Source organism: Sporosarcina sp. NCCP-2716, assembly GCF_023707985.1.
GTDB lineage: Bacteria > Bacillota > Bacilli > Bacillales_A > Planococcaceae > Sporosarcina.
Genome location: NZ_BRCF01000007.1, coordinates 1 through 25676, shown reverse-complemented (window position 1 = coordinate 25676; position 25676 = coordinate 1). Strand labels below are relative to the sequence as shown.

Annotated in this window: 27 protein-coding genes; 18 read left to right on the top strand and 9 right to left on the bottom strand. The window is 53.6% G+C overall.

Annotation, left to right across the window (positions count from 1 at the left end; translation table 11 throughout):
- Positions 1 to 7: 7 nt before the first annotated feature.
- Together NFU03_RS10780 and NFU03_RS10775 are read left to right on the top strand one after the other, a co-directional pair.
- Complete coding sequence (locus tag NFU03_RS10780) at positions 8 to 373, top strand: YtxH domain-containing protein (RefSeq protein WP_251638583.1); 366 nt, start codon at positions 8 to 10, stop codon at positions 371 to 373.
- Between the two features lie 31 nt (positions 374 to 404).
- On the top strand, positions 405 to 1436 hold the full coding sequence (locus NFU03_RS10775) for a YihY/virulence factor BrkB family protein (protein ID WP_251638581.1): 1032 nt from the start codon (positions 405 to 407) through the stop codon (positions 1434 to 1436).
- 21 nt (positions 1437 to 1457) lie between these two features.
- On the opposite strand, the gene NFU03_RS10770 is transcribed toward NFU03_RS10775, so the two are convergent.
- From NFU03_RS10770 to NFU03_RS10760, 3 genes are all read right to left on the bottom strand, one after another.
- Positions 1458 to 3365, bottom strand: coding sequence for a heavy metal translocating P-type ATPase (locus tag NFU03_RS10770; protein ID WP_251638579.1), 1908 nt, complete (start codon positions 3363 to 3365; stop codon positions 1458 to 1460).
- Between the two features lie 250 nt (positions 3366 to 3615).
- Positions 3616 to 3780, bottom strand: a complete 165-nt coding sequence (locus NFU03_RS10765) for an SE1561 family protein (protein ID WP_398290219.1) — start codon at positions 3778 to 3780, stop codon at positions 3616 to 3618.
- Between the two features lie 78 nt (positions 3781 to 3858).
- The gene (locus NFU03_RS10760; protein ID WP_251638575.1) at positions 3859 to 4242 is read right to left on the bottom strand and encodes an OsmC family protein; all 384 of its coding nucleotides are present in this window, start codon (positions 4240 to 4242) and stop codon (positions 3859 to 3861) included.
- 64 nt (positions 4243 to 4306) lie between these two features.
- Here NFU03_RS10760 and NFU03_RS10755 point away from each other — a divergent pair, with 64 nt between their 5' ends.
- Positions 4307 to 5479, top strand: coding sequence for an MFS transporter (locus NFU03_RS10755; protein ID WP_251638573.1), 1173 nt, complete (start codon positions 4307 to 4309; stop codon positions 5477 to 5479).
- Between the two features lie 83 nt (positions 5480 to 5562).
- Here NFU03_RS10755 and NFU03_RS10750 read toward each other — a convergent pair whose 3' ends face one another.
- Together NFU03_RS10750 and NFU03_RS10745 are read right to left on the bottom strand one after the other, a co-directional pair.
- The gene (locus NFU03_RS10750; RefSeq protein WP_251638571.1) at positions 5563 to 6369 is read right to left on the bottom strand and encodes a polysaccharide deacetylase family protein; all 807 of its coding nucleotides are present in this window, start codon (positions 6367 to 6369) and stop codon (positions 5563 to 5565) included.
- Between the two features lie 47 nt (positions 6370 to 6416).
- A complete protein-coding gene (locus NFU03_RS10745) occupies positions 6417 to 7328 on the bottom strand; it encodes a TIGR01777 family oxidoreductase (protein WP_251638569.1) in 912 nt (303 codons plus the stop codon).
- Positions 7329 to 7415: 87 nt separating this feature from the next.
- On the opposite strand from NFU03_RS10745, the gene recX reads away from it, so the two are divergent.
- Positions 7416 to 8228 (top strand): recombination regulator RecX, encoded by an 813-nt coding sequence (gene recX / locus NFU03_RS10740; protein WP_251638567.1) that lies wholly within the window; start codon positions 7416 to 7418, stop codon positions 8226 to 8228.
- Positions 8218 to 8550: a YfhH family protein gene (locus NFU03_RS10735; protein ID WP_251638566.1), complete on the top strand. Its 333-nt coding sequence runs from the start codon at positions 8218 to 8220 to the stop codon at positions 8548 to 8550. Before recX ends, NFU03_RS10735 begins: the two co-directional genes overlap by 11 nt.
- A gap of 11 nt (positions 8551 to 8561) precedes the next feature.
- Here NFU03_RS10735 and NFU03_RS10730 read toward each other — a convergent pair whose 3' ends face one another.
- Positions 8562 to 9545, bottom strand: a complete 984-nt coding sequence (locus NFU03_RS10730; protein ID WP_251638564.1) for a metal-dependent hydrolase — start codon at positions 9543 to 9545, stop codon at positions 8562 to 8564.
- A 115-nt stretch (positions 9546 to 9660) separates the two neighbouring features.
- On the opposite strand from NFU03_RS10730, the gene mutY reads away from it, so the two are divergent.
- The 9 genes from mutY to nikC all read left to right on the top strand — a co-directional run bounded on the left by mutY (position 9661) and on the right by nikC (position 19290).
- Positions 9661 to 10728: an A/G-specific adenine glycosylase gene (gene mutY, locus NFU03_RS10725; RefSeq protein WP_251638562.1), complete on the top strand. Its 1068-nt coding sequence runs from the start codon at positions 9661 to 9663 to the stop codon at positions 10726 to 10728.
- A gap of 46 nt (positions 10729 to 10774) precedes the next feature.
- Positions 10775 to 10996, top strand: a complete 222-nt coding sequence (locus tag NFU03_RS10720; protein WP_251638561.1) for a gamma-type small acid-soluble spore protein — start codon at positions 10775 to 10777, stop codon at positions 10994 to 10996.
- 154 nt (positions 10997 to 11150) lie between these two features.
- Positions 11151 to 11696 carry a nucleoside tri-diphosphate phosphatase gene (ntdP, locus tag NFU03_RS10715; protein WP_251638560.1) on the top strand — a complete coding sequence of 182 codons (546 nt, stop codon included), beginning with the start codon at positions 11151 to 11153 and terminating at the stop codon, positions 11694 to 11696.
- A 50-nt stretch (positions 11697 to 11746) separates the two neighbouring features.
- Entirely contained in the window at positions 11747 to 13492 is a 1746-nt protein-coding gene (locus NFU03_RS10710; protein ID WP_251638559.1) for an ABC transporter ATP-binding protein, read from the top strand.
- Between the two features lie 147 nt (positions 13493 to 13639).
- Positions 13640 to 14662: an ABC transporter ATP-binding protein gene (locus NFU03_RS10705; RefSeq protein ID WP_251638558.1), complete on the top strand. Its 1023-nt coding sequence runs from the start codon at positions 13640 to 13642 to the stop codon at positions 14660 to 14662.
- Positions 14634 to 15659, top strand: coding sequence for an ABC transporter ATP-binding protein (locus NFU03_RS10700; RefSeq protein WP_251638557.1), 1026 nt, complete (start codon positions 14634 to 14636; stop codon positions 15657 to 15659). The genes NFU03_RS10705 and NFU03_RS10700 overlap by 29 nt, the downstream gene beginning before the upstream one ends.
- A complete protein-coding gene (locus NFU03_RS10695) occupies positions 15656 to 17278 on the top strand; it encodes an ABC transporter substrate-binding protein (protein ID WP_251638556.1) in 1623 nt (540 codons plus the stop codon). The genes NFU03_RS10700 and NFU03_RS10695 overlap by 4 nt, the downstream gene beginning before the upstream one ends.
- A gap of 93 nt (positions 17279 to 17371) precedes the next feature.
- Positions 17372 to 18376 carry an ABC transporter permease gene (locus NFU03_RS10690; RefSeq protein WP_251638555.1) on the top strand — a complete coding sequence of 335 codons (1005 nt, stop codon included), beginning with the start codon at positions 17372 to 17374 and terminating at the stop codon, positions 18374 to 18376.
- Between the two features lie 17 nt (positions 18377 to 18393).
- Positions 18394 to 19290, top strand: a complete 897-nt coding sequence (gene nikC / locus NFU03_RS10685) for a nickel transporter permease (RefSeq protein ID WP_251638554.1) — start codon at positions 18394 to 18396, stop codon at positions 19288 to 19290.
- Between the two features lie 36 nt (positions 19291 to 19326).
- Here nikC and NFU03_RS10680 read toward each other — a convergent pair whose 3' ends face one another.
- On the bottom strand, positions 19327 to 20412 hold the full coding sequence (locus tag NFU03_RS10680; RefSeq protein WP_251638552.1) for an FUSC family protein: 1086 nt from the start codon (positions 20410 to 20412) through the stop codon (positions 19327 to 19329).
- A gap of 75 nt (positions 20413 to 20487) precedes the next feature.
- A complete protein-coding gene (locus NFU03_RS10675; protein WP_285835441.1) occupies positions 20488 to 21777 on the bottom strand; it encodes a glutamate-1-semialdehyde 2,1-aminomutase in 1290 nt (429 codons plus the stop codon).
- A 129-nt stretch (positions 21778 to 21906) separates the two neighbouring features.
- On the opposite strand from NFU03_RS10675, the gene bcp reads away from it, so the two are divergent.
- From bcp to perR, 3 genes are all read left to right on the top strand, one after another.
- Positions 21907 to 22398, top strand: coding sequence for a thioredoxin-dependent thiol peroxidase (gene bcp / locus NFU03_RS10670; RefSeq protein WP_251638550.1), 492 nt, complete (start codon positions 21907 to 21909; stop codon positions 22396 to 22398).
- A complete protein-coding gene (locus NFU03_RS10665) occupies positions 22398 to 23342 on the top strand; it encodes a D-2-hydroxyacid dehydrogenase (RefSeq protein ID WP_251638548.1) in 945 nt (314 codons plus the stop codon). The genes bcp and NFU03_RS10665 overlap by 1 nt, the downstream gene beginning before the upstream one ends.
- A 113-nt stretch (positions 23343 to 23455) precedes the next feature.
- Positions 23456 to 23905: a peroxide-responsive transcriptional repressor PerR gene (gene perR / locus NFU03_RS10660; protein ID WP_251638547.1), complete on the top strand. Its 450-nt coding sequence runs from the start codon at positions 23456 to 23458 to the stop codon at positions 23903 to 23905.
- A 43-nt stretch (positions 23906 to 23948) separates the two neighbouring features.
- Here perR and NFU03_RS10655 read toward each other — a convergent pair whose 3' ends face one another.
- A complete protein-coding gene (locus tag NFU03_RS10655) occupies positions 23949 to 24305 on the bottom strand; it encodes a YgzB family protein (protein WP_251638545.1) in 357 nt (118 codons plus the stop codon).
- A gap of 125 nt (positions 24306 to 24430) precedes the next feature.
- Between NFU03_RS10655 and NFU03_RS10650 the strand changes: the two genes are divergently transcribed.
- Entirely contained in the window at positions 24431 to 25309 is an 879-nt protein-coding gene (locus NFU03_RS10650; RefSeq protein ID WP_251638543.1) for a nucleotidyltransferase-like protein, read from the top strand.
- The last annotated feature ends 367 nt before the right edge of the window (positions 25310 to 25676 follow it).

The following is a 25676-nucleotide window of genomic DNA, read 5'->3' as shown; positions in this document are numbered from 1 at the left end:
TGTTTGAATGGGAAACAGTAAACTTGGCAGGTTTGTATTGATCGGTGCAATGCTCGGGATCGCAGCAGCAATGATTGACCGCTCGACACGCACCACGGTCGTTTCGACTTCTAAGAAAACGGCGAATGAGCTGTCGTATTACGCGAAGAATCCGGACGAGCTGAAAGACAAGCTGATGGAGCAGAAGGACAAGTTCCAAGCGGCTTACGAACAGCTTTCCGGAGATGTCTCCTACATCAAGGAGCAAGTGGAGGAGCTGAAGTCGCTCACGCCGCAAGTGAAGGAGCTCGTTACGGATACGAAGGAAACATTCGCGGATTCGAAGGAAGAGTATGAAGAAATCCTGAAAGATTCCCCTTCGGCTACATCCTGAGTGCGCTGCAGTACAAAAGGAGTGACACGAATTGAACAAACAAGATGATAAAAAAACGTCCGGTGGGTCGCCTTCTCTCAAGAAGGCCCATCAGGACAAGCCTTACATAAATGAGGTATCCCACCGATCCGGTAACGAAAAGAGCGGCTTCTCGGATACGAAAGTGGGAGGTTTCGTATCCGACATAAAGGACGGGGACATCCACTCATTCGACGTGACAAAAAAAGAGGGGTTCATGAAGGAACTCATCTTGCGCATCAAGACGGTCGATGTATCGGGGCTCGGGGCGGAACTGTCCTATTTCTTCCTCCTTTCGATGTTCCCGATGTTCATCTTCCTGTTCACCCTGCTGCCGTACTTGAACCTCGATCAGGCAGAGATCATGATGTTCATCCGTGATTATGCACCGTCTGAAGTCGGCAAGCTGATCGAAGACAACTTATCGCAAGTGCTTAACAACCGGCACGGCGGTCTCCTGTCAGTCGGGATCCTTGCGACATTATGGTCTGCTTCGAAAGGGATGAACGCCCTGACAAAAGCATTGAACCGTTCGTACTTCAAGGAGGATTCCCGTTCGTTCATCATCCAGCGGGGCATGTCGATCGTCTTTACCCTGATGCTCGTCCTCGTTGTAGTAGTTGCATTGGTTCTTCCTGTTTTCGGGCAGCAGATCGGTTCCGTCATCTTCTCGTACTTCGGTCTGGAAGAAGGATTTGCGAAACTTTGGGCATCTCTTCGTTTCGTATTGCCGCCGGTACTCATAGCGGTCGTCTTCACACTGATCTACTGGCTGGTGCCTGATGTGAAGCTGCCGTTCAAAACGGCGCTTCCGGGAGCGCTCTTCGCAACGGTCGGGTGGATCATCACGACACTCGGGTTCTCGTTCTATGTTTCGAACTTCAGCAGCTATTCCGCGACATATGGAAGTATCGGGACAATCATCGTACTCATGCTTTGGCTCTACTTGTCAGCGATCATCCTGATGATCGGCGGGCAGATCAACGCCGTAACGAAAGAACGTGCTGAAATTATTCAGCGGCAAAAAAGCAATGCATCCGCCTGATACGCGGATGCATTGCTTTTTTCATCGTGACGCATTCAACATGCGCAGTCCGTTCAGGATGACGAGGATCGTGCTGCCTTCGTGTCCAATGACGCCGAGCGGAAGGTCGACCACCTGCAGGAAGTTGGAGATGATCAGCAGGACGATGATGAAGATGGAAAAGAACACATTCTGTTTCACGATGCGCTGCATCTTCCGGGACAACCGGATTGCATATGCAAGTTTCGTCAGATCGTTTTTCATGAGCACGACATCCGCTGTCTCAAGCGCCACATCGGTCCCTTCCCCCATGGAGATTCCGCTTGTTGCTGTGGCGAGCGCCGGAGCGTCGTTAATGCCGTCACCGACCATTCCGACCGCGCCGTATTTCGTCATCAGTTCCTTCACTTTCTCCACTTTTGTATCAGGCAGGCATTCTGCCGTATACTCATCGACACCCGCTTCGGCTGCGATCGCGTGCGCGGTCTTTTCGTTATCACCTGTCAGCATGATCGTCCGAAGTCCCGCCTTCTTCAGTTCCCGCACGGCTGCTGCCGCTTCCGGGCGGAGAACGTCCTGCAGGGCTGCGGCTGCCAGGATGCCGTACCGGTCCTTCAGGAATACGACGGTCATTCCTTCTTCCGACAGGGCCAGTGCTCTGCCATCCAGGAAGGCCTGGGCCTCGATGATACCGACGAAGCGGGGACTACCGGCAATGACTTCGCCTTCTTCGGGGCGGGCGCGCAGGCCGCTGCCGGGAATCTCTTCGATCTCGAAGTCACGACGCAGTTCGACGGACTTTTCTGCTGCGTATGCGGTGATGGCGGCTGCGAGCGGATGATTCGAACGCGATTCGATTCCGGCGAGCAGCGACAGGGCGTCGTCTTGCGACGCACCGTCACGGACGAGGAAGTCTGTGACGACAGGTCGGCCTGTCGTCAGCGTGCCCGTCTTATCGAAGACGATTGCATTGAGGGAACTCAAGTGCTCCAGGTGGACGCCGCCTTTGAAGAGCACGCCGCGCTTCGCACCATTCGACACAGCAGCGAGGGTAGCCGGCATGATCGACGCCACGAGCGCACATGGTGACGCGACGACGAGGAGGACGATGGCCCGGTAGAACGTCGTCGTCCAGTCCCATCCGAACACGAAGTGGGGAAGGAACAGCATGATCGCCACTGTTGCGAGGACAACTTTGACGTAACGGCCTTCGAACCTTTCGATGAACTGCTGGGAAGGGGACTTCTCACTTTGTGCGTTCTGCACCATCGTGATGATCTTCTGGAACAGCGACTCGCTGCTCGGCTTCGTCATTTCCATCTCGATAACACCGCTGATGTTGACGGTGCCGGCAAACAGTTCATCGTCCATCCTTTTATCGGCAGGAACGGATTCGCCGTTGATGGCGGACATATCGATCGATGTGGCGCCTTTTCGTATGATGCCGTCCACCGGGATCCGTTCGCCTGCTTTCACAAGGAGCCGTGCCCCGACGGTCAGCGAGTCGGTCGGGACGCTCTGCTCCGACCCGTCACTCAGGAGCAGCCGGGCTTCTTCCGGCTGCAGCTCCATGAGGGAAGAAATCTCCTTATGGCTTTTGTTAAGCGTGTACGTCTCCAGAGCGCCGCTCACCGCGAAGATGAAGATGAGGACGGCACCTTCCGCCCAATATCCGATCAGCGCAGAACCGACGGCCGCGAACACCATGAGCATCTCCACGTTCAGTTCCTTGTTCTCGATCGTTTCCTCGATGCCTTCTTTCGCTTTCGCATACCCGCCGATCAGGAAAGCGATGACGTAAAGGGCGATGGATGTATTGTCCGCCCCATTTTTCCCGCTCAGCCAAGCAGCCATGATCAGGATGCCTGAAAGGACAGCCATCACAAGTTCAATATGTTCTTTCCAGTTCACGGATTTAGTAACCTCCGCTGTTGCATGAGACGTCGCCATACGATCCCTCCTAATTGAGAATGAATTTCACTTTCACTTACGATATAAAATCAACAAAGTCAGATTCACATAGGGGAATCTGACGAAAACGATACCAGTTACTTATTTAGAATTACTATTATCTATACTATACCATACTCAACTGAAAAGTGAACCGATAAGCAAAAAAAGTCATCGAATGAATGAACGCATACAAAAAACCGGCACGCCTCCTGGAGAACAGGAGGCGTGCCGGTTTTTCAGTGCTGCCTTATTTCAGCTTGCCCATTTGAATTTCCAAGTCATCGACGAGCCGGATAAGACGGTCGATCTCTTCCAGATCGGTCGTTTCCGGTTCGATGGTGTCGAGCGTTTCCAAAAACTGATTGAGCCGGGTTTTCAGCTCTTCCACTTGAGGGGATTGTGAGTTCTGCAAGACGTACACCTCTTTCCTGTCAACAGTGTACCGGAAAATAGGGGCTGTTACAATTCACAACTTGAAAAAGGCCGTCTATTATAAGATCTCGACAGTCTTCCGCACGTCGATGCAATTTGCGACGGACTGATACATGGAGCAGTTCTTGTCCGTCAGTTCCATGATCTTCGGAAGTTTCTCCTCGGTAAGACCTTCCGCACGCACCGTGATGTGGTAATGGATCTTTTCCAGACGGCTCGCATCGTCATTGGAACGGATGACTTCTTTCACTTCAATTGTCAGCGACTCGGCAGGCATGCGTTTCTTCTCCAGGATTTTGCGCATGACGCCGCCCGTGCACGCAGCAATCGAGGATACCATGAGCTGGTAGGGACGGAAGCCTTTTTCGTCGTTCGACGAAATCATCAGGGTGCCGAACTCGGTTTCCGTTTCAAAGCCGTGTTCTGTCATTTCGAATTTCATTAATATTCCCTCCTCGTTATGCTATCATTATAAGGGTTTCAGCAGGAAAAGGGGTGCAGGAAGAATGAAGAGTGCCGAGCAGCGGCAGAGGCACCGGTTTTGGGTGCTCGTCATCATCGTTTCCATATCAGGGTTTTCACAAGGGATGCTGCTGCCGCTCATTTCGTCGATATTCGAAAACGATGGCATTTCAGGTACACTGAATGGGTTGAATGCCACCGGCTTATACATAGGGACACTTCTCGTGTCTCCTTTCATGGAAGCACCGCTGCGCAGGTTCGGGTATAAGCCCGTTATCATCGCCGGCGGGCTGATTGTCATTATTTCACTTCTGTCGTTTCCGCTCTGGAAGAGTGTCGTGTTCTGGTTCTTCCTCCGGCTTATGATCGGCATCGGCGACCATGCGCTTCATTTCGCTACACAGACATGGGTGACGAGCACAGTCCCTCCGGAACGGCTCGGCCGCAGTATTTCGATCTATGGGCTATCCGTCGGTGTCGGGTTTGCGGTAGGCCCGATGTTCGTACCGCTCGTGACGATCTTCGAGGGCCTCCCGTTCATCGTATCCGCATGCCTGACGCTGATCGCTTGGGGTCTTGTGTTCACACTGAGGAATGACATGCCGGAAGTGATGGCTGGAACAGCGTCGGAAGGGCGTTTCGTAAAACGGGTGAAAGCGACGGTGGCCGTTGCAGGCATAGCTATGCTCGGCCCGATGGCGTACGGATTTCTCGAGTCCTCGCTGAATGCGATGTTCCCCGTTTACGCACTGCGGAACGGTATCCCGCTTACCATGGTCTCCGTCATCATCCCGGCGTTTGCATTTGGCGGGATCCTCTCCCAAGTACCGCTCGGCATCCTGTCGGACAGGATCGGCCGCCGCCCGGTGCTGCTCATTGCGATGGGCGGAGGTGTGATCGCCTTCACATGTGCAGCGGTATTCAGTTTCTCGGCCGCCGCCATCATGGCCGCGTTCTTCGCAGGCGGTGTCTTCTGCGGTTCGCTGTTTTCGCTCGGCGTCGCGTATATGTCCGATTTGACGCCGAAGTCCCTGCTGCCGACCGGCAACTTGCTCTGCGGCATCTTCTTCAGTATCGGCAGTCTGACCGGCCCGATACTCGGCGGTTATGTGCTGGAGACATTCCAGGCGAGCTACCTGTATTTGTTCAGTGCGATGCTCGGCATCTTGTTCTTGCTGACGTGGCTCGGAAAGAAACAGCCGCAGCAGACGGTATGATTGTTATAATGAAGTGAAACAGGCAGTTCCTGTAAAGTCCGTAAGCGGCTTTCCCTGGAACTGCCTGTTTCACCGTGTTGCTGTCAATTGGCCATGCCGAGCTCGATATTTTCATATTCCATCACCAAGTCGTCGAGCGTGCCGAATGTGTAGCCCTGCTTCTTCGCATCACGGATGAAGTCCGGCAGTGCTTCGGAATTGTCCGTCGATACGGTATGCATGAGGATCACCGCACCCGGGTGCAGCTGATTCATCAGCTCATTGTAGGCATACGCCTTGCCTTTCGGTTTGTCCGCATACCAGTCGATAAACGCAACCGACCAGAAAATATGGCGATAGCCGAGTTTGTTGCCGACGTCGAGCACATTTTCGTTGAAGATCCCTTCCGGCGGGCGGGCATAGATCGTCCGTTTCAGACCCGTCGTCTTTTCAAGCAGGCTGTCGAACTTCTTCCATTCTTCCTCCATCTGGGCAGGCGTCAGTTTCGCCATGTTCGGGTGGCCGAACGAATGGTTTCCGATTCCGTGGCCTTCATCGACCATCCGTTTGACATATGGGGCGGCACTGTTCAAATAATGGCCTGTCAAAAAGAACGTGGCGGGCGCTTCCTCTTTCTTCAATGTGTCCAGAATGCTTTCCGTGAGGCCGTTTTCATAGCCGTTATCGAACGTCAGGTAAGCCACTTTCTTGTCAGGCTTCCCCTTGTAGATGGCGCCGTGATCTTCAAGCATCCCTTCAAGGACACCACCTGCATTCGGCTGCTCGCCGTTTTGCGCTTTCTTGAACCCCCAATGGAATTCATCGGCATGGGCTGAGAATGGGTTGAACGAGAGACCGACGATAATGACGAAGGCTGCCATCAGAATGCCGGGGCCGTGTTGTTCCATCATGATCGAGCACACTCCTTTTTTCCTTAACGTGTGCTCATTATGGGATTCTATACGTCCCGGATGTCCAATGCGTCCGCAAGCGCGGGACGGATCGCCGGGTAGCGGAAAGTGAAGCCGCTGCCCATCAGTTTTTCAGGCAGTACGTGCTGGCCTTCGAGGACAAGCTTGCTCTTCTGGCCGAGCAGCGCTTTCATCGCGAAGCCTGGAACCGGCAGCCAGTGCGGCCGGTGGAGGAGGGAGGCTATCGTCCTGCCGAGTTCCGACATCCGGACCGGAGCAGGCGCGGTCACGTTGACAGGCCCTTCCAGTGAAGACGACGAAATCGCGAACAGGATGGCGCGTGCAGCATCCTCGGCATGCACCCAGGAGATCCATTGCCGGCCGGAACCGATCGGACCGCCGGCGAACAGTTTGTAGGGAAGGGCGATGAGCGGAAGCGCTCCGCCGCCATTTCCGAATACTGTACCGAAACGGGTGAAGACGACCCGTGAACCGAAATCTTTCATTTCCGATGCCTTCTGTTCCCAGTCGTGGACGGTCTTCCCGAGAAAGTCATGGGCGATTTCGGGTGACTCATCGGTGTAGACGTGGAATTCGGATGTCGGATAAATGCCGACAGCGCTCGCATTGACGAAAACATCCGGTTTCTCGGGGAGTTTTTTCAGGATGCGCAGCAGTTCGTCCGTCGCTTCCATCCGGCTGCTGTAGATCTTCTGCTGATGGGCTTCAGACCAATTGCCGTCGTTGATCGACACGCCGGCAAGGTTGACGACTGCGTCTGGCGGAACAAGTTCACGTTCAGGATGCGCATGCGGCTGGAGCCATTGTACATAACGGACGCCATCCTCTGTTTTCGACTGTCCCCTTGTCAGGACGGTGACAGAATGACCTTCATTTGTTAACAGGCCGAGCAGGCGGGTTCCGACGAAACCGGTGCCGCCGGTGACGAGGATTTCCATGGAAACAACCCCTTCCAAAGTTTTGATTCGGTTCAGCTGACGGGCTGTTTAAGAACGGATATACTTAGAAACAGCGGGGGTGAAGACGTGCCGATCATCACAAAGATCACACAACAGAAAAATGACAAAGAACGTTACAATATCTATCTGGATAATGCTTTTTTCTTCAGCGTCCATGAATCGAGCCTCGTCAAGTTCGGCTTGACGAAAGGGATGCCGCTGGATGAGTTCCTGAAAGATGACCTCATCTACGAAGAAGAGATCCAGCGTGCCTTCAACAGGGCGCTGCACTTTCTCGGCTATCGTATGAGGAGCGAACAGGAAGTAAGACAGAAACTTACCGAAGCCGAATTCGGGGATGCGGTCATCCGGGAAGCCGTCCTTAAATTGAAAAAACTGAACTTCCTCGACGACACGGCGTTCTCGGAAGCACTTCTCAGCACACAGAAAAATTCAAGTGGAAAGGGGCCGGAAGCCATCCGACAGGAGATGAAGAAAAAAGGGATCGATCCGTCCGTCCAGGAAGCGGTGCTTGACGAATACGACCCGGAAGAGCAGCTTGCGACTGCGAAGCGCCTCGCACAAAAAGCGGCGCGGAAGAATGCAGCTATCGCGCCGGTCCAGCTGAAACAGCGCATACAGAATGCACTGCAGCGGAAAGGGTTCTCCTTCGACATCATCAAAGAAGCGGTGAACTCGATTGAATTCGAGCCGGATGAAGACGAATGGACGGCAATCACAGAAACAGCCGGTGAAAAAGCATGGCGGCGCATCAGTGGTAAATACAGCGGCTATGAACGGAAACAGCGCATGAAGCAGGCGCTCTACCAAAAGGGGATCCCGTTCGACCGGATCGATGCGTTCATTGAAAAAAAGGAGCTTGAAGAAAATGGAGAATGACAAAAAATACAGTCAGATGACCGAACAGGAACTCCGTTCGGAGATTGCACGCCTGATGGAGAAGGCGAGGAAAGCCGAACAGCTCGGTATCCTCAATGAGTTTGCAGTCTACCAGCGGAAAGCGGTGATGGCGCAATCATTCCTCGTCGATCCTGCCACCATCGTACCGGGTGAAATCTATAAAATCCAGGGGGACGAGGGTGTGTTCTTCAAAGTGGACTATTTGAAAGGCCGCTTTGCCTGGGGATACCGGCTCGGCGGCGAGCTGGCAGCGGAAGCGCTGCCGATCGCGATGCTCGCATCCGTGAAAAGTGGCAAATGAGCCGCCGGTGATCATGTATCCTGGATGAAATTCAGTTTCTTCCGCAGCTTGTCCTCCGAGAAGATCCAGCCGGTATAGGAATTGACGACTTCCATGTTTTCATCGATATGGGCAACTGCGACGAACGGATAATACGTTTTGCTGCGGTACCGCAAATCGATGAGCCGGACTTCGGTCAGGACATCCACTTTCGTGATCTCCCACCGGTAGATCGGCGAGAATCCCATGAATACCTGGATATTGCGGTCTGTCTTCGCTGCACGGACGTAAGGGGAGTCGGGCAGCGGCTTGCGGTCAAACCGATCGTATATGCTGATGGAACGTCCGTATGCGCGGCCGACATAATGATCGGTCTCGGTCGATGCGGCGACCCGCCACTGGAAGAAGCGCATCGTCGGCGCGACATAGACGTCGACCGCGTCAGGGATTGTATTGCAGACCGCCCTCTTCACGGCGCCGTGGACTGCAAACCTCAGCAAGTAATAGAAGAAGACGATACTGTACAGGATGATCATCGTCCGGACAGGCGGCGCACCGAGCATCCACGCTGCGATGGCGGCGGCATGAAGCCCGAAGATGATCGGGTCGAAGGTGTTGATGACGCTGAGGGCGACCCATTTCTGGGAGAACGGCCGGAGCGCCTGTGTACCGTACGAATTGAAGATGTCGACGAACACGTGGATGAACACGGCAAGGAACGTCCATGCCCATAAGTGCAGGAAATTCGCTTCCGGGACGAACAGGGAAAGCACCAGGGAAATAAGGACCGGCCACAGGAGCACTGCCGGGACTGAATGGGTGATTCCGCGGTGGTTCCGTATATAGACTGCATTGTTCCGTAATTTCAGGACAGTATCGGTATCAGGTGCCAGGGATCCGAGCATGATGCCTGCGAACACCGGTCCCATGGTCGCTGAATGGGAGGCGACAGCGGGGTCGGCCATCGCTATTCCGCTGATGGCGATGCCCATCGCAATATGTGTGCCTGTATCCACTCTCTCACCCCTTCATGAAGACTAATCTGCGCAGGGTCCCTCCGCAGTTCTTATAAGTATATACCCAATTTCGAATAACCTAAAAGCAATTGCAACGCGACCGAGGAGGCTGCCCATGAAGATCGAGCAAAAAAGTGAATTCAACGAACGGCTGCTTGCGTGGTATGCCCGTGAAAAGCGCGACCTGCCCTGGCGCCGCACGACCGATCCGTACTTCATCTGGGTGTCGGAAGTGATGCTCCAGCAGACCCGCGTCGAAACGGTCATCCCGTACTATGAGCGGTTCACCGAGTCGTTCCCTTCCATGGAAGATCTGGCGGCTGCAGACGAAGAAAAGGTCCTGAAACATTGGGAAGGCCTCGGCTACTATTCGAGGGTCCGCAATCTTCAGGCAGGAGTCCGGGAAGTCGTGGAACAATACGGCGGTGCCATTCCGCGGACGCGGGAAGAAATCCTGAACTTGAAAGGGATCGGTCCGTATACGGCGGGCGCCGTGCTGAGCATCGCTTATGGAGTCCCGGAACATGCTGTGGACGGCAATGTCATGCGCGTGTTTTCAAGACTGTTCTTACTGCGCGACGATATTGCCGTGCCGAAATCGAAAAAAGTGTTCGAGGAGAAAGTGATGCAGATCATCGATGAGTCCGATCCATCCTCCTTCAACCAGGCGATCATGGAACTCGGGGCGACGATTTGCACGCCGAGGCCGAGATGCCTTCTCTGTCCGGTCCGCGAGTTCTGTGATGCGTTCGAAGAAGGCGTGCAGGAGCAGCTGCCTGTCAAAACGAAAAAGGTGAAGAACCGGGCCGTGACTGTCCATTCGTTCGCGATCCGCACACCGAACGGGCGCTGGCTGCTCCGGAAACGGCCTTCTAACGGCCTGCTCGCAGATTTCTACGAATTCCCGCAAGCGGAAAATGCGGGGGACGGTCCTCTTACCGCGGTACTCGAAAAGGAAAGCGGCCTCCGTGCCCGGGTCGAGGAGGCGTCTTACACCGAGTACAAGCATGTGTTCTCACATATCACCTGGCAAGTGCAGGGACATTTCGCTGAACTGCTTGACGAGTCGCCGATCCCGGAAGGCTACCGCTTTTTCACGGACGAGGAAATAATGGAGCTTCCGAAGTCCAAACCGATGAACAAGTTATGGGACGCAGTTAAAAAGTTGAAGGGCACCGGATAATTTCGCGGATGCTGGTTATGCTAGTTGTTACGGAGGTGAAAAATCCATGACAAACAACAACCAGCGCAACCAGCGCAACCAGCGCAACCAACAGAACCAACAGAACCAGCAGAACAACAAAAACAACCAAAACAACCCGTTCGCTAACGAAGAATTCGGGTCCGAAACTGATGTACAGCAAGTAAAACAGCAAAACCAAAAAGCGGAAGCGAAAAAGCAGCAAGCTTCCGGACAGCGTGCGAACCGTTACGGAGACCAAACAAAATAATTGGATGGACACTTCCGGCCGGCAGGAGAACCTTTTCTCCTGCCGGTTTTTACGTGTGCAGTCTCAATCATTTTCTATTTTCAGGAACGGTTGGTATAATGGTCTGATAAGAATGGACGAACAATTTTCCTGTTGCGAAAAGGTGGTTTTAATGATGGACATTCCAAAAGAAGGAGAGACCGTACAAGTACATAGTTACAAGCACGATGGCCATATCCACAGAGTGTGGCAGGAGACCGTCGTGCTGAAAGGGACCCGGAATATTATCATCGGGGCGAACGACCGGACGCTTGTCACGGAGTCGGACGGCAGGACATGGATCACCAGGGAGCCTTCGATCTGCTATTTCCACGCGGAGCGCTGGTTCAATATCATCTGTATGCTGCGTGAAGACGGCGTCTATTACTACGTCAATATCAGCTCGCCGTTCGTATTCGACAACCACTCCATCAAGTACATCGACTACGACCTGGATGTGAAAGTCTTCCCGGACATGAGCTATCTCATCCTGGATGAGGACGAGTACGCTGAACACAAAAAGCAGATGGGGTATCCGGAAGTGATCGACAAGATCCTCCGCCGGAACCTGGAAACACTGCTCAGCTGGGTGAAACAGCGCAAAGGCCCGTTCGCCCCGGATTTCATCGACGTCTGGACTTCGCGCTACGAGTTCTACAAAAACATGAACGAAGAAAACTGAGAAAGCGGGCTGCGCAGGTTGCGGCTGGCTTTTTTTGCAGGAGGGGTTGCATGGGAGACAGCATTAAACGTTACATGAAATTCGTCAAACCGTATAACTGGATGATCGTACTGACAGTCGCCATCGGGATTGTGAAATTCGCGATTCCCTTATTCATTCCGCTGCTTATTAAGATTGTCATCGATTCGATCATCGGGTCGACGACGATGACAGCTGCCGAGCAGACGAAACAACTGTTCTACTGGCTCGGCGGGACAGCGCTCCTGTTCTTTCTCATCAGGCCGCCTGTCGAGTACTACCGGCAATACTATGCGCAGTACGTCAGCAACAAGATCCTGTACGACATCAGACAGAACCTTTACGGCCATCTGCAGAAGCTGAGCCTCCGGTTCTACGCTGAAACAAAGGCAGGCGAAGTCATCTCCCGGATTATCAACGACGTCGAACAGACGAAGAACTTCGTCATGATCGGGCTCATGAACGTCTGGCTCGACGTGGCGACGATCATCATCGCAGTCGTCATCATGCTGACAATGGACATCCCTCTGACGCTCGTCACGCTGCTGGCTTTCCCGTTCTACGCTTACAGTGTCAAGCATTTCTTCGGAAAGCTGCGGACGCTGACACGTGAACGGTCCCAGGCGCTCGCAAACGTGCAGAGCTATCTGCATGAGCGCGTCGCCGGCGTCAGCGTCATCAAGAGCTTTTCGCTTGAGGACGTGGAGCAGAAACGGTTCGACGAAGTGAATGAACAGTTCCTGGACAAGGCGATCGAGCATACGAAGTGGAATGCGAAGGCGTTCGCGATCGTCAATACGATTACGGACGTCGCTCCCTTGCTCGTCATCGCCTATGCCGGCTACCAGGTCATCCACGACAACCTGTCCGTCGGTACGATGGTGGCGTTCATTGCATACATCGAACGTCTGTACAGTCCGCTCCGCCGCCTGGTGAATGCGTCGACGTCACTCACCCAATCGTTTGCGTCAATGGACCGGGTGCTTGAACTGATGGAAGAACCGTATGAAGTGACAGACAAACCAGGCGCGCGTCCGATGCCTGAGATCCAGGGGAAAGTCGAGTTCGACCATGTCGGTTTCACCTATGAGGAAGAAGGATACCCTGTCCTGAAAGATATGAATTTCACAGTGGAGCCCGGCGAGACTGTGGCGCTCGTCGGGATGAGCGGAGGCGGCAAGTCGACGATCGTCAGCCTGATCCCCCGTTTCTATGATGTCACGGCGGGCGCCATCCGGATTGACGGGACCGATATACGGGATGTCCAGGTCCGTACGATGCGCGACCAGATCGGTATGGTGCTGCAGGACAGCATCCTCTTCAGCGACTCGGTACGGAGCAACATCCTGATGGGGAAACCCGATGCGACGGATGCCGAACTGATTGCTGCAGCGAAAGCCGCCAACGCACACGACTTCATCATGGAGCTGCCGGAAGGCTATGAGACGACAGTCGGTGAGCGGGGAGTGAAACTGTCGGGCGGTCAGAAACAGCGCCTGTCGATCGCGCGGGTTTTCCTGAAGAATCCGCCGATGCTCATTCTGGATGAAGCGACATCCGCCCTAGACCTGGAAAGCGAAGCGCTCATCCAGGATTCGCTCAAGGTTCTGGCCAGCGATCGGACAACGATCATCGTCGCACACAGGCTGTCGACGATCACGCATGCCGATAAGATACTCGTCATCGATCACGGTGAACTGAAAGAACAGGGAACCCATGCAGAACTGATGGCGCGCGGAGGAATTTACCACGACTTGTTCCGGGTGCAATCGGTATAAAAAGAAATAGCAGACAGTTAGGGGAAAATCCCCTAGTTGTCTGCTTTTTTTGATTGGTTAGAAAATTACCTTGATTTGAATCTAAAAAAACGTATAATACTGAATAACAGATATTTTAAGAAAAATAGTATTGGGGTGTAGGATGTCATGAGTGAAAGAAAAAAAGTCTTGGAAGTAACAGACTTGCAGACCACCTTTTTTACCGACTCAGGGGAAATTCCAGCGGTGGATCATGTCGACTTCTACGTACGGGAAGGCGAAGTGCTGGGAATCGTCGGTGAATCCGGCTGCGGAAAAAGCGTGACATCACTTTCCGTGATGGGACTTGTGCCCAATCCTCCCGGCAAAATAACGGGCGGCGAAATACTATTCCAAGGTAACGACTTGCTGAAGAAAAGTGAAAAGGAAATGCGCCGCATACGGGGCAATGATATCGCGATGATCTTCCAGGAACCGATGACTTCCCTCAACCCTCTGTTCACGATCGGAAGCCAGATGACTGAAGCGATCCTGATCCACGAAAAGAAGTGGTCGAAGAAGATGGCGAAGGCGCGGGCTGTCGACATGCTGAAACTGGTCGGCCTGCCGCGTGCCAATGAACTGATCGACGAATACCCTCACCAGCTGTCCGGAGGGATGCGTCAGCGGGTCATGATCGCCATGGCACTCGTCTGTGATCCGAAACTGCTCATCGCCGACGAGCCGACGACAGCGCTCGACGTTACGATCCAGGCACAGATCCTCAAGCTCATGAAAGAGCTGAATACGCGTCTCGACACTGCCATCATGCTCATCACCCACGATCTCGGTGTCGTTGCGGAATCATGTGAACGCGTGATCGTCATGTATGCTGGCCAGGTGATCGAGGAAGCGCCGGTGAAGATGATCTTCGACAATCCGCAGCATCCGTATACGAAAGGGCTCATCCAGTCCGTCCCCGATATGCGCTATAAGAAGGACCGGCTGTTCTCCATTCCCGGCAACGTGCCGAAACCGGGCTCTGTCCGGCAGGGATGCAAGTTTGCGGCGCGCTGTGAGTTCGCATTCGACAGATGCCTGGCGGAAGACCCGGCACTCCTGCAAACGGGACCAGGCCACCAGACACGATGCTTCTTATACAGCGAGGAAGGAGTGAGGGAAGATGGACCAAAAGCTTTTGTTGAAAGTTGAAGGGCTGAAGAAGTACTTCCCCGTCAAAAAGGGGCTGCTCGGCAGGACGGTCGGTTACGTGAAGGCGGTCGATGATGTGTCCTTCTACGTGAACAAAGGAGAAACTCTCGGCATTGTCGGGGAGAGCGGCTGCGGGAAGTCGACGACCGGACGTGTACTCATGCGTCTGCTGGAACCGACAGAGGGGACAGTCGAATTCGACGGCAAAGAGCTCACTGATCTGTCCGCCGGCGATATGCGCAAAATGCGGCGCGACATCCAGATGGTCTTTCAGGATCCATACGCTTCTCTGAACCCGCGTCACACGATCGGCAAGATCCTTGAAGAGCCGCTGATCGTCCACGGGATAGCAGATGCGAAGGAACGGAAGAAGACGGTGAACAAGTTCCTGGAAATCGTCGGGCTGAGTGCCTATCACGCGAAGCGCTATCCGCACCAATTCAGCGGCGGGCAGCGACAGCGTGTCGGCATCGCCCGGGCGCTCATGACAAACCCGAAGCTGATCATCGCGGACGAACCGGTTTCAGCACTCGACGTGTCGATCCAGGCGCAGGTGCTGAACCTCATGCAGGATCTGCAGAAGGAGTTCGACCTGACGTATATCTTCATCGCCCACGATCTTGGGGTTGTACGGCATATAAGCGACCGGGTCGGTGTCATGTATCTCGGCCGTATCGTTGAGATCGCTCCGAGTGAACAGCTCTACGCGGAGCCGCTGCATCCGTACACGAAAGCGCTGCTGTCCGCCGTGCCGATCCCTGATCCGGATTATCAGAAGGAACAGGTGATGATAGAAGGGGATATCCCGAGCCCGGCCAATCCGCCGTCAGGCTGCACGTTCCATACGCGCTGTCCGTTCAAGATGGATATTTGCACAAAAGTTTCGCCAGCGCTCCTGGAACAGGAAAACGGTCACTCTGTCGCCTGTCATTTGTATACTGAACAGGCCGGCACTGACATAGCATTGAAAGAAAAAGAGATGGAGGGGTCTGTATGAGAAAAGGGAAGTTATGGTCGCTTGCTCTCATTATGCTGCTAGTCCTTTCCACGGCGCTTGCAGCCTGTGGGGATGATGGCAAGAAAGAGGGAGCATCAAACAGCGGGGACAGCGGGAAATCAGGGGGCAAAGAAAAAACACTCGTCTTCGGCCGCGGCGGAGATTCGACATCACTCGATCCGTCACGCGTAACAGAAGGGGAAACGTTCAAAGTAACGGTCAACCTGTTCGAAACACTCGTCAACTTCGGCGAGGAGGATACAACGATCCATCCGGGCCTTGCGAAAGAGTGGGAAACGTCCGATGATGGTCTGACGTATACATTCCACTTGCAGGAAGGCGTCAAATTCCACGACGGATCTGACTTCAACGCAGACGCAGTCGTTGCGAACTTCGCACGCTGGGCAGGCGGGGATGCTGAAATGTTCCCGTACTACAGCTCGATGTTCGGCGGATTCAATGGTGATGAAGAAGCTGTCATCGAATCCGTGACTGCTGAAGATGAGAACACAGTCGTGTTCAAGCTGAAACGTGCACAAGCACCATTCTTGAAAAACCTTGCGATGAGCATGTTCGCAATTTCAAGCCCGGAAGCGTTTGCGAAGGGTGACGATGATTATGAGCGCAACCCGGTAGGTACGGGTCCATTCAAGTTTGTCGAGTGGAAACCGAACGATTCCATCACGATCGAAAAGAACGAAGACTATTGGCAGGAAGGGCTTCCGAAACTCGACAAAGTCGTGTTCCGTTCAATCCCGGATAACGCAGCCCGCCTGAACGCACTGACAATTGGAGAAATCGACCTCGCTGACGGCATCAACCCGTCCGACGGTGAAAAGATCGAGAACGACTCGAACCTGCAGCTGTTCGAACGTCCGTCCATGAACGTCGGGTACCTCGGTTTGACGGTAACACGTCCTCCGTTTGATAAGAAGGAAGTCCGTCAGGCGATGAACTATGCGATCGATAAGCAGACAATCATCGATTCGTTCTTCGAAGGACGCGCGGAAATGGCAAAGAACCCAATGCCTTCTTCTATCTCCGGTTACAACGATGATATCGAAGAATACGAGTACAATCCTGAAAAAGCGAAGGAATTGCTGAAGGAAGCAGGACTTCCAGACGGTTTCGAAATGGAACTGTGGGCAATGCCGGTTCCGCGTCCATACATGCCGGACGGAACGAAAGTCGCTGAAGTGATCCAGAAGAACTTGGCTGACGTCGGCATCAAAGCGAAAATCGTCTCGTACGAGTGGGCGACATACTTGGATAAGGCAAGCAAAGGGGAAGCGGATGCATTCATGCTCGGCTGGACAGGGGATAACGGCGACGCTGACAACTTCCTGTACGTCCTCCTTGACGAAGACAATATCGGCAGCAACAACTACACGTATTTCAAAAACGAAGAGACACACAAACTCTTCCTGGAAGCTCAGACGGAAGTGGACGAAGACAAGCGGAACGAACTGTATGAAAAAGCACAAGAGATCCTTCACGATGAAGCGCCATGGGTACCGCTTGCTCACTCAACGCCATTGCTTGGCGGCGCAGCGGATCTGACTGGGTTCGTACCGCACCCGACTGGTTCCGACTTGCTTTCGAATGTAGATTTCAAGTAATTCTGTCCATGCAGCAGTAAGGGGGAAGGCGATCCGCCCATCCCCCTTTCCTGTTTTCAAAGATGCACAAAAGAGCCAAGAGAGGTGAACGGAATGCTCAGTTACATAGGGAAACGGTTATTCCAGCTTATTCCCGTCCTGTTAGGGATGACGTTTGTCGTATTCATGATGATCCGGGCCATCCCTGGAAATCCGGCCCAAGTGATCCTGGGCCAGCAGGCGACACCGGAGGCAGTCGCTGCGCTGAATGCGAAACTCGGGCTCGACCAGCCGTGGTTCATCCAATTTTTCAGTTACTTAAAAGGAATCTTTACGGGCAATCTCGGCGAGTCGATGAGGACGCGGCTTCCGGTTGCAGACGAAATCTGGCCCTACTTGGCCGCCACGCTCGAACTGGCCTTATTCGCCATGATCGTCGCCGTCATCATCGGCATTAACGCAGGTATCATTTCCGCCTGGTTCCAAAACTCATGGTTCGACTATACGGCAATGATCCTGGCGCTCGTCGGTGTTTCCATGCCGATCTTCTGGCTCGGACTTCTTGGTCAGTGGGCATTCGCAATCGAACTCCAGTGGCTGCCGACAACAGGCCGTGAACAGGTCCGTGATCCTGTGAACGCCATCACCCATCTGTATCTGATCGATGCCATGCTGAACGGCAGGTTCGACCAGATCTGGGTAGTGTTCAAGCACTTGATCCTGCCGGGGCTTGCGCTCGCGACCATCCCGATGGCGATCATCGCACGGATGACGCGGTCCAGCATGCTGGAAGTGATGCGTTCCGATTACATCCGGACAGCACGTGCAAAGGGGCAGAAAATGTTCTGGGTCGTGTACAAACATGCATTGAAAAACGCAATCATTCCTGTATTGACGATTGTCGGACTGCAGATGGGGATGCTCCTTGGCGGTGCGATCCTGACGGAGACGATCTTCGCCTGGCCCGGTATCGGCCGCTACATCTACGACGCCATCAACTACAGGGATTATCCGGTCATCCAATCGGGGATCCTCGTTGTCGCATTCTTCTTCGTGATGATCAATCTCGTCGTGGATCTGCTCTACGGCGTCATCGATCCGAGGATCAAATATGATTGAGGAAGGAGGGGACCCCCATGTCTGAACTGTCACCGAAAATAGATGGGATCGCTGAAGGGCAGATTGAGAAAGAGTCCGGTCCATGGCGGGATGCCTGGAGAAGCTTCCGTAAAAGCAAAGTCGCTGTCGTCGGTATGGTTGTTGTCGTATTCTTCGTCCTGCTGGCAGTGTTTGCTCCGTTCATAGCACCCCAAGGCATCAACGATCAAAACATGGCCGACCGGCTGCATCCGCCTTCTGCTGAATACTGGTTCGGCACTGACGATTTCGGCCGTGACATCCTGTCGCGCATCATACACGGCGCACGGATTTCACTGGCGGTCGGATTCTTCTCCGTCATCGGATCCGTCGTCGTCGGCAGTATACTCGGCATCGTCGCCGGATACTATGGCCGCTGGGTGGATATCATCATCTCCCGGATTTTCGATATCATGCTCGCGTTTCCGTCAATCCTGCTTGCGATCGCCATCGTTGCAGTTCTCGGGCCGAGCCTGCAGAATGCGCTGATCGCCATCGCGACGATCAACGTCCCGAACTTCGGGCGTCTCATCCGCTCGAAGGTGCTCAGTATCAAGGAAGACGAATACATCACGTCCGCCAAAGCGATCGGCATGAAGGACGTCAGGATCCTGTTTTCACATATCCTGCCGAACTCCATGGCGCCTGTCATCGTGCAGGGGACACTCGCGATAGCAACTGCAATCCTTGAAGCAGCCGCGCTCGGTTTTCTCGGACTTGGCGCGCAGGCACCGAGTCCCGAATGGGGCAAGATGCTTGCCGACTCGCGGGATTACCTGCAGTCCGCACCGTGGACGATGATCTTTCCGGGTCTTGCCATCATGCTGACCGTACTCGGCTTCAACCTCATGGGTGACGGCCTTCGCGATGCGCTCGATCCGAAAATGAAAAGCTGAAGAAAAAAGAGCTGCCCCGTACACGGGGCAGCTCTTTTAATAGATTTCATCTTCCAGCTTCGTATTCGCTTCACTGTCGTACCGGCGCTGGTACGTGACGACCAGGCTGTCGAGGTGCTCCAGCTGTTCTTCGTAGTTCAAGATGGAGGACAGGATGTAGAACAAATAGTACGTCGAGAACTCCTCGTTTTCTTCCTTCGAAATGGCGATCTCCTTCAGAAAGATGTCCATCACTTCCTGCCGGTGGATGTACTCATCATGCAGACCCGTGCTCAGCTGATCGGCTTTCAGCTTGCCGACGAACTTCAGATGCAGCTGCTCGTGGTATGTCAGCAGCGCATCGAGCCGTTCCTGGACCATCATCTTGAAATGCTCCGGCAGTGCCGCCAGTTCACTCTCATGCATATGGAGTTTCCGCAGCACTTGCAGGCTTGCATTCGAGGCGACGATCATCTGCCGGTAAAGAACCAGCTTGCGCGCTTTCGCATACTGGTTTTTCTTCATATAATACCGTTCTTCCTTGTACAGCAAGTATAACTGGTCGATCTTCGTCAGCTGATCACGCGAATTCTCGATGACATTCTTCGTTGCCAGGAAGTCGGATGCCTGCCGGCTCGTCAGACGGATCCACCGGATGATCTCCTCCTGTACATGGTGGATGGACTGGAATACCTTCACCTCATACTTCGGCGGGAGGAACGCCAGATTCACGACGAACGCGGCCAACACACCGACGGTGATCGTTAAGATCCGAAGTCCGGCGAACATCAGGAACCCGTCGCCTTTTATCTCCATGATGGCGATCGTCGTCACGAGCGCAAGGCCGATCGACTTCTCCAGACCGAGCCGCAGCATGACCAGGATGACGATGACAGCCGCAAGGCCCACAATCATCAGATGATTGCCGAACATGAGGACGAAGACGACAGCAACTGCTCCGCCGATCAGGTTGCCCTGGATCCGCTCGATGACCGACAGATACGATCTGTAGATGGTCGGCTGGATGGCGAAGATCGCAGCAATCCCGGCGAAGACCGGGTTCGGCAGGTGGAACACTTGCGCGAGGAACAGTGCGAAGACAATGGCAATACCCGTCTTCAAACTTCGGGCACCAAGTTTCATGGATGTCTTCCTCTCTTTAACGGTCTCTTTTGCGCTACTTTACAATAAATCCCCGGACGGGTCAACAGCCCCCGCTTATAGCAGTTCAGCGAACGCAGCATCGACGGCTGCGAGTGTATCCTCGATATCCTTTTCTGTATGTGCGGAAGTGATGAACCAAGCTTCGTACTTCGAAGGTGCCAGGTTGACACCGTTCTTCAGCATGAGCTTGAAGAACTTGCCGAACCGTTCGCCGTCCGTCGCTTCCGCCTGATCGTAATTGACGATCGTTTCATCCGTGAAGAAGACGGTCAGTGCACCGCCTTTCCGGTTGATGGTGATTGGAACGCCGTGTTTTTCGGCCGCTTCGTGGATGCCGGTTTCGAGCATGGCGCCGAGACGGTCAAGTTCACTGTACAGCCCTTCCGTCTGCAGCACTTCGAGGCAGGCGATCCCTGACAGCATCGATGCAGGATTCCCCGCCATCGTGCCGGCCTGATATGCAGGTCCGAGCGGTGCGACATTATCCATGATTTCGCTCCGTCCGCCATACGCTCCGATCGGCAGTCCGCCTCCGATGATCTTGCCCATTGCCATCAGGTCCGGCTGGAGACCGAGCAGTTCAGCAGCAGATCCGTAATGGAACCGGAAAGCCGTAATGACTTCATCGTAGACGATGAGGGCGCCTTTTTCTTTCGCCAGTTCGTGGACGAGCGGCAGGAAGCCTTCCTGCGGCTCGACAATCCCGAAATTGCCGACAATCGGCTCGACGAGGATACAGGCGATCTCTTCGCCCCAGCGGTCCATCGCCGCTTTGAAACTCTCGGGATCGTTGAACGGGATCGTAATGACTTCTTCTGCAATCGTCTTCGGGACGCCTGCCGAGTCGGGGGTGCCGAGTGTGGCAGGACCGGAACCGGCTGCGACGAGCACGAGGTCCGAGTGGCCATGGTAGCATCCCGCGAACTTCATGATCTTCGTACGTCCGGTGAAAGCGCGTGAAACACGGATCGTCGTCATGACCGCTTCCGTGCCTGAGTTGACGAATCGCACTTTGTCGATGCCGGGGATCGCATCCTTCAGCATCTTCGCGAATTTCACTTCGTGTTCTGTCGGCGTGCCGTACAGAACACCGCTCTCCGCAGCTTTCGTAATCGCCGCCGTAATATGCGGGTGGGCGTGGCCGGTGATGATCGGGCCGTATGCTCCAAGGTAGTCGATGTACTTATTGCCGTCGACATCCCAGAAATAGGGGCCTTCCGCGCGCGCCATCACAGTCGGGGCTCCGCCGCCGACCGCCTTATACCCGCGGGACGGGCTGTTGACGCCTCCGACGATGTGCTTGCATGCTTCTTCGTAGATCACTTCTGAATTGGTTCGTTCCATTGTTATTCCTCCGTTCAAATCGGTTCCTTTCCATTTTACCTAAAAAAGAGCCGAACACCAAAGGAATTGAAAATGACGGATTAGTCCGATACTATATAAATAGGAAGAGACCGATAGGAGGAATCGCAAATGTCCACATTGGAAGGCATGCATGCACCTGATTTTTCATTACCGAACGAGAAGGGGGAGACGGTATCCCTGGCGGACTTCGCCGGCGGGAAATACGTCATCCTGTATTTCTATCCGAAAGACGCGACACCCGGCTGTACGCTTGAAGCACAGTCATTCAAAGAGAGCCATGACGACTTCCAGAAGGTCAATGCCGTAATCCTAGGAGTGAGCCCTGACGGCGAAGAGTCCCATACGAAGTTCATAGATAAGCACGGCCTGCCGTTCACCCTGCTGTCCGATGAAGACCACGCAGTCTCCGAGAAATACGGCGTCTGGAAGCTGAAGAAATCATTCGGCAAGGAGTATATGGGAGTGGAGCGCTCCACATTCCTCATCGATCCGACAGGTACAGTCGTCAAGGAGTGGCGCAAAGTGAAAGTGGACGGCCACAGTGATGATGTCTACCGGACGCTGCTGCAGCTGACGGATGACGAAGGGGGAGAGTCCTGATGACGAATGTCCTGTTCACATTCCCCATCAAAGAACAGTTCCGCGATGAGCTCGCCGCGGAATTCGATCGTGTAACCTTCGACTTTTCCGGTACGATCGAAGGCGCCGGAGGCAAAGGCGTCGACATCCTCGTTACATATGGGTCCGATCTGGATGAGGAATTGCTCGGTCAGCTGGAGCAGCTGAAATGGGTGATGGTCGCTTCGGCAGGGGTCGATCAGCTGCCGCTGCAGGAGCTCGGACGGCGGGATATCCTCGTCACCAATGTCAGCGGCATCCATAAGACTCCGATGGCGGAAACCGTACTTGCCCATATCCTGTCGCTGAAACGGGCACTGCCCCAGCTGCGTGAACAGCAAAAACAGAAAGTCTGGGAAAAAGTGAAGTCCGGCGAGCTGAGAGGCTCCACGGCCCTGATACTCGGCCCCGGCTCGATCGGCGGAGAAATCGGTCGGCTGCTGCAGGCGTTCGGCGTCCGCACAATCGGCTGCAGCCGATCGGGCAGTACTCACGACGGCATGCACGAAGATATTTCTTTCGACTGCATCACCGATCATCTCGGGGAAGCCGACTATGTGATCTCCGTCCTGCCGAGCACGCCGGAAACACGCTGGATTCTGAACGGAGACCATTTCAGGCGGATGAAGGATACAGCGGTATTCATGAACTTCGGAAGAGGCGATCTCGTAAAATCCGAAGTGATCATCGAAGCGCTGCAGAACAAGGAGATCGGGCACGCTGTCCTCGATGTGTTCGAGCAGGAACCGCTGCCTGAGGACAGCCCGCTCTGGTCATTGCCGAACAGCACCGTATCGCCGCACGTGTCCGCCCTGTCTGCGAAGTATATCGAGCGGGCCCTTGAAGTTTTCAAAGGCAATCTCCGCACGTGGCTGAAGGATACGGGTGATTACAGGAATATCATCGAACCGGATCGCGGGTACTGAAGAACCGCCAGTGCAGCTGCTGTGAACAGATTGGTTGACAGAACACCACGAATTCAGTAAACTAATTGTAATCATTACAATGAAGTAATCTTTACGGAATAGAGGTGCTCGACATGTCTGGTGCAATGCTGAAAAATGCGCTGGTCACATTGAAGGAGAGCGGTGTGCGGATCACACCGCAGCGGCACGCCATTTTAGAATTCCTCATTTCTTCTGAAACCCATCCGACGGCTGATGAAATTTATAAAGCACTTGAACACGATTTTCCGAACATGAGTGTCGCGACAGTCTATAACAACCTGCGCGTCTTCCGAAATGCTGGCCTTGTCAAGGAGCTCACCTTCGGGGACGCTTCCAGCAGATTCGACTTCGTCACGCATGATCATTACCATATCATTTGCGACGAATGCGGCAGTATTGTCGACTTTCATCACCCGGGGCTTGAAGAAGTGGAACGGCTTGCTTCCTATGTGACAGGATTCAAAGTGAATTCCCACCGTCTTGAAGTGTACGGCGTCTGTCCTTCCTGCCAAGAGCAGGGGAAAGCGTCCAAAGCGAACTGAAAAAAAGCACCTGCCCCTCCGAGTGAGAGGCAGGTGCTTTTTTCTACTCTTTTTTACCGGCTGGCCGGTTGTAGGTCTCATCGAACTCTTTTCCTTCAAGCGAAGGATCGAGAGTCAGCGGTTCACGGCAGTGGCCGCACATATCGACGCGTCCGAGCATTTTCGTCTGCTTGCCGCAGTTCGGACAGACGATCTGGACGGCGCGGGTGGACAGGGTCCCGATCCAGGCGTAGACGACGACGCTCGCCAAGATGGCGAATACCCCGAGGATCATGAACAGCAGCATGATGATTTCATATTTCCTGAAGAAGAGACCAATATACATCACGATCACTCCGATGAAGATGAGTGACAGTGCAAATGACCGGATGCGGTTGATTTTATTTTTATAAGGTTTCACAGCAGGACCTCCTTTAGCTTGCTCTTTTAATATAGCATAGTTTGAAGAGGAGCAACATAGGAGTCACTTCAAAGAAGGATTTACGGCAGAAGCCGGCGAATAGATAGATGCTGGGAGGTAAGGCAATGGAACAAACACTGAGACCGATCTACCAGGAGCGTGCGAGTTTTCCCGATACACTCGGCGTCCTGCTGGTCAGCAAGCGCTGGGAAGGGGATCCGCTGACCGATACATTCGATGAGATCCTGCTCATCATCACGTCATCGGACACGACTCCGATCCAAACGAAGCACTACACGGACGGCGAAGAAAAAGCGGCCATGCATATCATCAGTGAACAGCAGCTGAAGAAGTGGCTGCTGCTCGGGACGAAACGGAAAGTGGTCGACTGGCTGTTCTACGGTAAAGTCTTCTTCGACCGCAACGAATACGTCGAGAACTTGAAGATGGGACTCGAGGAGTACCCTTTCTTCGGGAAAGACCTGAAGATGGGCATCGAACTCGCCAAGCTTGTCCGCCGCTATATGGAAGGGAAAACATTCTATGATCAGAATCATTACATGGACGCGTACCACCATGCAGTCCAATCGCTGCATCATCTGGCGAGACTGTCGGTCATCGAAAAAGGCATCCTTCCTGAAGTGACCGTCTGGTCGCAAGTGAAGAAGATCGACCCGTCCATCTATAAACTCTATGAAGAATTGATCATGAGTGACGAACCGCTGCAGAAACGGCTGGAGCTCATGTTCCTGGCGAGCGAGTTCTTCATCCATAACCGGACGGACGACGGTGCGCAGCATATACTGGCGGTCATGGCGGCAAAAGAACGATGGACCATACAGGAGCTGCATGAACACGAAGAACTCAAAATGTATTCAGTCGACCTGGAGATGCTGATCGAATTCCTAATAGAGAAAAACATTTTGCGTGTCATCTTGTCGGATTCCAAAAACGAATTTATCTGCCACCGAATGTACAGTGTCGATGAGCAGCAGGAAGACTGAACCCCTGCTGCCCTCTGGTTCAGAGGGCGGTACAATAGGGTTTTCAACTTTTTTTAAAAAGGTGTTGACGGAAATGAAGATTCAATGCTATTATAGTTCTTGTCGTTAAGAAGGCAGCTTGCTAGCTTGCCAGACGAACAGAAATGAACGAAAAAAGTTTTTCAAAAATAACTTGACCGGAACGCATCGGCCATGTTAAGATAATCAAGTCGCTTCGGAAGAACGACAACATGAACCTTGAAAACTGAACAGCAAAATGTCAACGAATTATCGTCTGCGAAACCGACCCCGTCGGCGGAACAGACACAAAACAGATCAACAGATCTGATAGACATCTTAAATGATGCCAGCAAGAATTGAGCAATCG

What these genes read in the sequence shown, in the direction of transcription:
- NFU03_RS10760 (WP_251638575.1), bottom strand. Translation starts at nt 4,242, where the DNA reads ATGAAATTCGAAATGACAGAACACGGCTTTGAAACGGAAACCGAGTTC.
- NFU03_RS10720 (WP_251638561.1), top strand. Translation starts at nt 10,775, where the DNA reads ATGACAAACAACAACCAGCGCAACCAGCGCAACCAGCGCAACCAACAG.
- NFU03_RS10700 (WP_251638557.1), top strand. Translation starts at nt 14,634, where the DNA reads ATGGACCAAAAGCTTTTGTTGAAAGTTGAAGGGCTGAAGAAGTACTTC.
- NFU03_RS10780 (WP_251638583.1), top strand. Translation starts at nt 8, where the DNA reads ATGGGAAACAGTAAACTTGGCAGGTTTGTATTGATCGGTGCAATGCTC.
- NFU03_RS10770 (WP_251638579.1), bottom strand. Translation starts at nt 3,365, where the DNA reads ATGGCGACGTCTCATGCAACAGCGGAGGTTACTAAATCCGTGAACTGG.
- NFU03_RS10690 (WP_251638555.1), top strand. Translation starts at nt 17,372, where the DNA reads ATGCTCAGTTACATAGGGAAACGGTTATTCCAGCTTATTCCCGTCCTG.
- NFU03_RS10675 (WP_285835441.1), bottom strand. Translation starts at nt 21,777, where the DNA reads ATGGAACGAACCAATTCAGAAGTGATCTACGAAGAAGCATGCAAGCAC.
- bcp (WP_251638550.1), top strand. Translation starts at nt 21,907, where the DNA reads ATGTCCACATTGGAAGGCATGCATGCACCTGATTTTTCATTACCGAAC.
- NFU03_RS10680 (WP_251638552.1), bottom strand. Translation starts at nt 20,412, where the DNA reads ATGAAACTTGGTGCCCGAAGTTTGAAGACGGGTATTGCCATTGTCTTC.
- nikC (WP_251638554.1), top strand. Translation starts at nt 18,394, where the DNA reads ATGTCTGAACTGTCACCGAAAATAGATGGGATCGCTGAAGGGCAGATT.
- perR (WP_251638547.1), top strand. Translation starts at nt 23,456, where the DNA reads ATGTCTGGTGCAATGCTGAAAAATGCGCTGGTCACATTGAAGGAGAGC.
- NFU03_RS10650 (WP_251638543.1), top strand. Translation starts at nt 24,431, where the DNA reads ATGGAACAAACACTGAGACCGATCTACCAGGAGCGTGCGAGTTTTCCC.
- NFU03_RS10695 (WP_251638556.1), top strand. Translation starts at nt 15,656, where the DNA reads ATGAGAAAAGGGAAGTTATGGTCGCTTGCTCTCATTATGCTGCTAGTC.
- ntdP (WP_251638560.1), top strand. Translation starts at nt 11,151, where the DNA reads ATGGACATTCCAAAAGAAGGAGAGACCGTACAAGTACATAGTTACAAG.
- NFU03_RS10750 (WP_251638571.1), bottom strand. Translation starts at nt 6,369, where the DNA reads ATGATGGAACAACACGGCCCCGGCATTCTGATGGCAGCCTTCGTCATT.
- mutY (WP_251638562.1), top strand. Translation starts at nt 9,661, where the DNA reads ATGAAGATCGAGCAAAAAAGTGAATTCAACGAACGGCTGCTTGCGTGG.
- NFU03_RS10705 (WP_251638558.1), top strand. Translation starts at nt 13,640, where the DNA reads ATGAGTGAAAGAAAAAAAGTCTTGGAAGTAACAGACTTGCAGACCACC.
- NFU03_RS10710 (WP_251638559.1), top strand. Translation starts at nt 11,747, where the DNA reads ATGGGAGACAGCATTAAACGTTACATGAAATTCGTCAAACCGTATAAC.
- NFU03_RS10745 (WP_251638569.1), bottom strand. Translation starts at nt 7,328, where the DNA reads ATGGAAATCCTCGTCACCGGCGGCACCGGTTTCGTCGGAACCCGCCTG.
- NFU03_RS10755 (WP_251638573.1), top strand. Translation starts at nt 4,307, where the DNA reads ATGAAGAGTGCCGAGCAGCGGCAGAGGCACCGGTTTTGGGTGCTCGTC.
- NFU03_RS10665 (WP_251638548.1), top strand. Translation starts at nt 22,398, where the DNA reads ATGACGAATGTCCTGTTCACATTCCCCATCAAAGAACAGTTCCGCGAT.
- NFU03_RS10735 (WP_251638566.1), top strand. Translation starts at nt 8,218, where the DNA reads ATGGAGAATGACAAAAAATACAGTCAGATGACCGAACAGGAACTCCGT.